The organism is Falsiroseomonas oryzae (genome assembly GCF_027856955.1).
GTDB classification, from domain to species: Bacteria; Pseudomonadota; Alphaproteobacteria; order Acetobacterales; family Acetobacteraceae; genus Falsiroseomonas; species Falsiroseomonas oryzae.
This window is the reverse complement of the sequence record NZ_JAPSMD010000336.1, coordinates 1-5,836: the sequence shown is the minus strand read 5'-3', so window position 1 is coordinate 5,836 and position 5,836 is coordinate 1. Positions and strand designations below refer to the sequence as shown.

The 5,836-nt window shown below is 72.7% G+C and carries 7 protein-coding genes; 1 reads left to right on the top strand and 6 read right to left on the bottom strand.

Going from position 1 to position 5,836, the window contains the following annotated elements:
• The coding region (locus tag OZN99_RS23565; RefSeq protein ID WP_408611903.1) for an asparagine synthetase B family protein at window positions 1–740 on the bottom strand (740 nt) is incomplete at its 3' end.
• A 258-nt stretch (window positions 741–998) separates the two neighbouring features.
• On the opposite strand from OZN99_RS23565, the gene OZN99_RS23560 reads away from it, so the two are divergent.
• Window positions 999–1,160 (top strand): hypothetical protein, encoded by a 162-nt coding sequence (locus OZN99_RS23560; protein ID WP_270937698.1) that lies wholly within the window; start codon window positions 999–1,001, stop codon window positions 1,158–1,160.
• Here OZN99_RS23560 and OZN99_RS23555 read toward each other — a convergent pair.
• The 5 genes from OZN99_RS23555 to OZN99_RS23535 all read right to left on the bottom strand — a co-directional run.
• Window positions 1,153–2,118, bottom strand: a complete 966-nt coding sequence (locus tag OZN99_RS23555) for an NAD-dependent epimerase/dehydratase family protein (RefSeq protein WP_270937697.1) — start codon at window positions 2,116–2,118, stop codon at window positions 1,153–1,155. The two genes, OZN99_RS23560 and OZN99_RS23555, sit on opposite strands and share 8 nt — an antisense overlap.
• 49 nt (window positions 2,119–2,167) lie before the next feature.
• Complete coding sequence (locus tag OZN99_RS23550; RefSeq protein WP_270937696.1) at window positions 2,168–3,271, bottom strand: glycosyltransferase; 1,104 nt, start codon at window positions 3,269–3,271, stop codon at window positions 2,168–2,170.
• The gene (locus OZN99_RS23545) at window positions 3,222–3,512 is read right to left on the bottom strand and encodes a hypothetical protein (protein WP_270937695.1); all 291 of its coding nucleotides are present in this window, start codon (window positions 3,510–3,512) and stop codon (window positions 3,222–3,224) included. Before OZN99_RS23545 ends, OZN99_RS23550 begins: the two co-directional genes overlap by 50 nt.
• 28 nt (window positions 3,513–3,540) lie before the next feature.
• On the bottom strand, window positions 3,541–4,854 hold the full coding sequence (locus OZN99_RS23540; RefSeq protein WP_270937694.1) for a putative O-glycosylation ligase, exosortase A system-associated: 1,314 nt from the start codon (window positions 4,852–4,854) through the stop codon (window positions 3,541–3,543).
• 10 nt (window positions 4,855–4,864) lie between these two features.
• On the bottom strand, window positions 4,865–5,836 hold a 972-nt coding region (locus tag OZN99_RS23535; protein ID WP_270937693.1), incomplete at its 5' end, for a tetratricopeptide repeat protein.

Here is a 5,836-nt window from a genome sequence, read left to right as displayed (position 1 = left end):
TCCAGCCGCCGCGCCAGTTCCTCGGCGGCGCCGGCCGGCGCGGCCTGCGCGGCGGTTGGCGCGCGCCAGTAGCGCCGCGGCTCCGGGGTGTCGGCCTCGCCGCGCCGCAGCAGCAGGAAATGGCCCGCGGGCAGCCGCCGGATGCCGGCATGGATGGTCTGCGGGTCCGGCACGTAGCCGAGCGCCAGGTAGTCATCCAGCGCGGCGTGATCCAGCCGGCGCGGCATGCCCGGCAGCGCGAGCAGCGCCGCCATCTCCGAGCCGAAGGCGAGCGTGCCGTCCGGCAGCGCGCCGTACAGCATCGGCTTCTCCCCCAGCCGGTCGCGCGCCAGCAGCAGCTCGCCGCGGTCGCGATCCCAGAGCGCGAAGGCGAACATCCCCTTCAGCCGGTCCAGCACGCCGAGACCCCATTCCCGCCAGCCATGCAGGATGGTTTCGGTGTCGGAGCGGCTGCGGTAGCGGTGTCCGGCCGCCTCCAGCTCCTGCCGCAGCGCGGCGTGGTTGTAGATCTCGCCGTTGTAGGAGACGAGGACGGCCCCGTCCTCGGTGGCCATCGGCTGCGCGCCGCCGGCCAGGTCCACGATGGACAGGCGCCGATGGCCCAGGCCGAGATGCGGCTCGGCGTGGAAGCCGTCGCCGTCCGGGCCGCGATGGCTGATGGCGTCCGCCATGCGGCGCAGCAGCGCGGGCTCGGGCGGCGTGGGCCGCAGGGGATGGAAGAGGCCTACGACGCCGCACATGCCGACACGCTCCACAGGCGGGAAGGCTCTTGCCCCAGGAGGCGCCAACCGCGCAACGGCAATTCGTGCCGCTGTTTGCAACCTTGGGATGCCGTGCGGGCCGCCAGAATGCGGGCGCGCATTGAAGAATCGAACCGCGACACCAAGCTTGGGACGCGAAGACACAACCATGTGTTGTAGAAATGAGGGTGCTCACGGTATACGATACTTACGCTGGATGACTGCCCAAGACAGCTCCGCAGCGGAGGTGAAACGCGCATGAAGCAGCCCGCGGCCCGGCGCATCGCCAGAGTCGCCGACATGCCCGCGAAGACGGCAGGCGATCGCCTGCCCTGGCCCGCGGCCGTGCTGGTGATCGCGGCCTGCGCGCTGGCGACCTGGGGCGGCCTGGCGCTGCTTGCGGCGCGGCTGCTCACCTGAGGGCCCCGGCCGGCATCCTGGGCGGCGACAGGCCGGGCCGCCCGGCGCGCAGCCAGGCGACCACCTCGTCCAGCCCCTGCCGCAGCCCGCGCGGCTCGCCGAGTCCCAGCATCCGGCGCGCTTCCGCCGGGTCGCCCAGCGAGTGGCGGATCTCCCCCGCGCGCGGCGGCTGGTGGCGCAGTGCCGCGGTCAGGCCGCAGGCGTCCGCGATGGTGTGGGCGAGAAGCTTCACGGAGGTCGGGCGGCCGGTGCAGACGTTCAGCACCGGCGCCTGGACGGAGGCGGCGCCCATGCCTGCCAGCAGCGCGGCCACCACGTCGGCGACGAAGACGAAGTCGCGGGTCTGCTCGCCGTCGCCATAGACATCCACCGGCTCGCCCCGGCTCAGCCGGTCGCAGAAGATCGAGATCACGCCGGAATAGGGCGAGCGCGGGTCCTGCCGCGGGCCGAACACGTTGAAGAAGCGCAGGCCGAGAGTCGGGATGCCGTGCACCGCGCCGCCGACGAGGGCGTGCTGCTCGCAGCCCAGCTTGTCCGCACCATAGGCCGAGAGCGGCCGCTTCGGCGCGGTCTCGGCGATCGGCAGCACGGACTGGTCGCCATAGACGGCGGCGGAGGAAGCGTAGACCACGGGGATGCGGCGCGGACGCGCCGCGTCCAGCAGCGCGATGGTGCCGGAGAGATTGGCGCGGTGCGTGCCCGGCCAGTCCTCCACCCCGCGCTGGACGGAGGCGATGGCGGCCAGGTGGAAGCAGCCATCCACGCCTTCCATCGCGCGGCCCGCCAGGGCGTGGTCGGCCACGTCGCCGCGCAGCAGTTCCGCGCCGGGCAACAGGTTCTCCTCGGAACCCGTCGACAGGTCGTCCAGCACGCGGACCCGGTCGCCGCGCGCGGCCAGCGCGGCGCAGAGATGCGAGCCGATGAAGCCGCAGCCGCCGGTGACGAGGTAGAGGGCCATGCGGTCTCCGCGAGGGGTCAGCGTGTGTGCGGGCGGCGGCGGGCGGGTCTCATGCGGCCCGGCCCAGGATACGGCGGAACAGCGCGAGCTGGCCCTCCGTCGTCTCCTCCCAGCCGAAGCGTGCCGCATAGGCGCGCGTTGCCGCCCTGTCGGGCGGCGCGGCGAGCAGGCGGCGCACGCCGTCCGCGATCGCCCGCGGCGTGCCCTCCTCCACGACCAGCCCGGCCTCCGGCGCGGCGACCGCCTCGCGCGAGCCCCAGGCGGGGGTGGCGACCACGGGCGTGCCGCAGGCCATCGATTCCAGCAGCACATTGGCCCAGCCTTCCCGGCTGGAGGCCAGAACCATCGCATCCGCCGCGGTGTAGAGCAGCGGCAGCCGGGCATGCGGCTGGGCGCCGAGCAGCCGCACGCGATCGCCCACGCCGAGACGCGCCGCCAGCGCCAGCAGCGCGGCGCGGTCCGGCCCTTCGCCGGCGATCAGCAATGTGTGCCCGGGCAGGTCGCGCAGCGCCTCGATGGTCAGGTGGTGACCCTTCCGCTCGATCAGCAGGCCGACGGAGAGCAGCGTCGGGCCGTCCAGGCCGAGCTCCGCGCGGATCGCGTCGCGGTCCGCCACGGGTTGGAAGACCGAGAGGTCCACGCCGTTGCGCAGCACCGTCACCTTCTCCCGTGGGGCGCCGAGGGCGTGGAGCCCCTCCGCCAGGCCGGCGCTGACCGCGACCAGTGCAGCGGCGCGGGCGATGGCGTCGCGGATCAGCCGCCCGGGCACGGCGTAGTGCGGCAACTGGCTGGTGTCGGAGCCGCGGGCGGTGATCACGACGGGCAGGCCGAAATCGCGCCCCAGGCGCACCGCGGCGACGCCATCGGGGTAGAGGTAGTGCGCGTCGATCGCGTCGAAGGCCAGGCCGGAGGCCAGCATCCGGCGCAGCGCCGCGCGTGCCGCGAGATGGAGTGCGACGGGGTTGGTGTACATCCCGATTCCTGGCGGCGCCAGGAAGCGCGGATGGTGGACGGTCAGGCCGTGCCGTACTTCCTGCGCAGGCACCGCATCGCGCGCCGGTGTCCGGCCGGGGAACCAGGGAACCGGCGCGAGGACCGTGCTCTCAGCTTCGCCACTTCGGACGAGATGCCTCAGCCTGTTCTCCACGAACACGCCATGATTCGGCTGGGCGGCGTTTGGATACAGCGTGCTGAACGTCAGCAGCCGGAGCGGGGGCTGCCTTGTCCCGACCGGGCGGGATGCGGCGCTGGTAGCCGGTCCGGGTGTCGGGCACGGGGTCGTCGCCGGCCATGTCGAAGGGCGATGGGTAGCGCCGGACGATGTCGGGGTAGGCGACCCAGGCGCAGAGCCAGGCGACGGCGACGAGCATCGCGAGATAGAAGACGCCCTGCATCCGATTTCTCCCGTTGCAGCCGAAAGGCTCATGTCGTCGCGCCCTGGGGCGTGCCGCGGCGCCACCCCGGCCCGACCGCGCTGGTGCGCACCTGCACCTCCCCCCGCAGCGTCTGCACGGCCAGCGTGTGGATGGCGGCGGTGACGAGCATCAGCGTCCAGAAGTAGTCCCAGTAGGACAGCGACAGGAAGGCGCCGCCGGTCAGGTAGGCCACCATCGAGACCTGCACCATACGGCCGAAATCGCCGGCCCAGGCCAGGTCGGGGCGGCCCTTCGCCATGCGGACCAGGCGCCAGGCGTAGAAGGCACCGCCGACGATGATGGCGGACCAGGCGAAGAAGGCGGGGAAGCCGTGCTCGCCCAGCACCTCGAGGTAGATGCTGTGCACCGCGCGCGCCTCCACGCCCGGGGAGACGGTGTCCACGATGTACTGCTGGTACGGGCCCATGAAGCCGGAGCCGACCAGCGGGCTCTTGAGGGCGAGCAGCCAGGACGTCTCCCAGATGCGGATGCGCCCCATCGCCGAGCCTTCGTTCTCGTAGTCCAGCGTGGTCTGCATCCGCTCGACCCAGCTGTCGGGCATGAACATGATGATGCCCGCGCAGCAGGCCGCGATCAGCACGCCGCTGGTGAACTTGTTCTTGCTGCGCCACCACAGCACGCCCGCGGTGGCCGCCAGACCCACCAGCGCGCCGCGCGACTGGCTGCCGATGGCGGCGAACAGCGTCAGGCCCATGGCGATCAGCAGCCCGGTCTTCACCCAGGCATGCGCCGACTGCATCCGCAGGTAGTTCATCAGCGGCACCGCGACCAGCATCGCGACCGCGACGTGGTTGCGGTCCGCGATCATCGTCTCGCTCGGGCCGTTCACGCGGAAGGCGCCGCCGGTCATGAAGGTGAAGGCGCCGCCCTTCACGCCGTAGAAGCCGATGCAGATCGCCATCAGCCAGATCAGCGCGTGGATCCGCCGGCGCGTAGTCAGCAGGCTGGCGACCAGCAGGGCGCCGAGGATGGTCTTGATGGTGCGGTCCCACTTCGTCCAGATCGCGTCGGACGGCGCCATGCCCGTGAAGGACGTGATGGTGACCAGTATGGCGAAGACGATCAGGCTGACGGTCACTGCGTTCACCGGGAACTGCTTCGGCTCCCGCGCGAGGAAGCAGGCGATCACCGTGACGACGAAGACGGTCAGCGCGTAGGGCTGGTGTGTCAGCCCGCCCCAGACCTCGCGGTGCGGGCTCATGAAGGCGATCCAGCACCACATCATCGCGCCGATGAACGGCTGCGCGAAGGCCGGGATCAGCAGCCCCAGGTAGAACAGCAGGAAGATGTAGCTGCGCACGCGAAGCGACTCAGCGACCGGTGCGCAGCTCGGCCAGCAGGCGCTCGGCTGCGGCGCGCTGGGGGAAGGCCGGCACGTTGGCCAGCAGCGGCTCGAGCAGGGCGATCGCCTCCTGCCGCTCGCCGGCCGCGCGCAGCGCATGGGCCAGGCGGAAGACCTTGTCGGGGTCCACGCCCTGGCCCTGCGGGCGCGGCGCGTTGACGGCCTGGCGCAGCAGCACGACCGCGCGCTGCGTGTCGCCGGTGCGCGCCAGGATCCAGCCCAGCGTGTCCGCCGTTTCGGGCGTCGGCAGCGTGAAATAGGCGCGTTCCGCCATCGGGCGGGCGCGTGCCAGGTCGGCCTCGGTGCCGCGCTCGGCGATCAGCCAGGCCAGGTTGTTGAGCGCGACGGAATTCTCCGGCTGCCGCTCGACCACGACCTCCAGCCGGCGCATCGCATCGGCCGTGCGGCCGGCCTGGATGTCGAACTGCGCCGCCAGGTTCATCACCGACGCGTCGTTCGGGTCGCGGGCGAGCCAGCCGTTGAGCGCGGCCATCGCCGCTTCCGGCTCGCGCGCCGCCTGCCAGGCCAGCGCCTCGCGCTGGATCAGCTCGGAGGAGGGCGAACGCGCATGCGCATCGGCGAAGGCGCGCGCCGCATCGGCCGGCCGACCCGCCGCGAGCAGCAGGTCGCCGCGCTGCGTGAGGGAGCCCGGGCGCGTCGCCGGGTTCTGCGCGATCTGGTCGGCCATCGCCAGCGCCCGGTCCAGGCCCTGGGTCTGCTGCACCACCGCCAGCAGCAGCTGCTGGGACGGCACGCTGGCCGGCTGCAGCCGGAGGCCCTCCTCGGCCAGCGCCTGCGCGGCGCGCGCGTCCTCGGCGCGCAGGCGCAGCGCGATGACCTGGCGACGCGCCTGGACCGAGTTGGGATCCTCGGCGAGCGCCGCGCGCGCGGAGGCCTCGGCCTCGGGCCACTGGTTCAGCGCGGCATGCGCCATGGACCG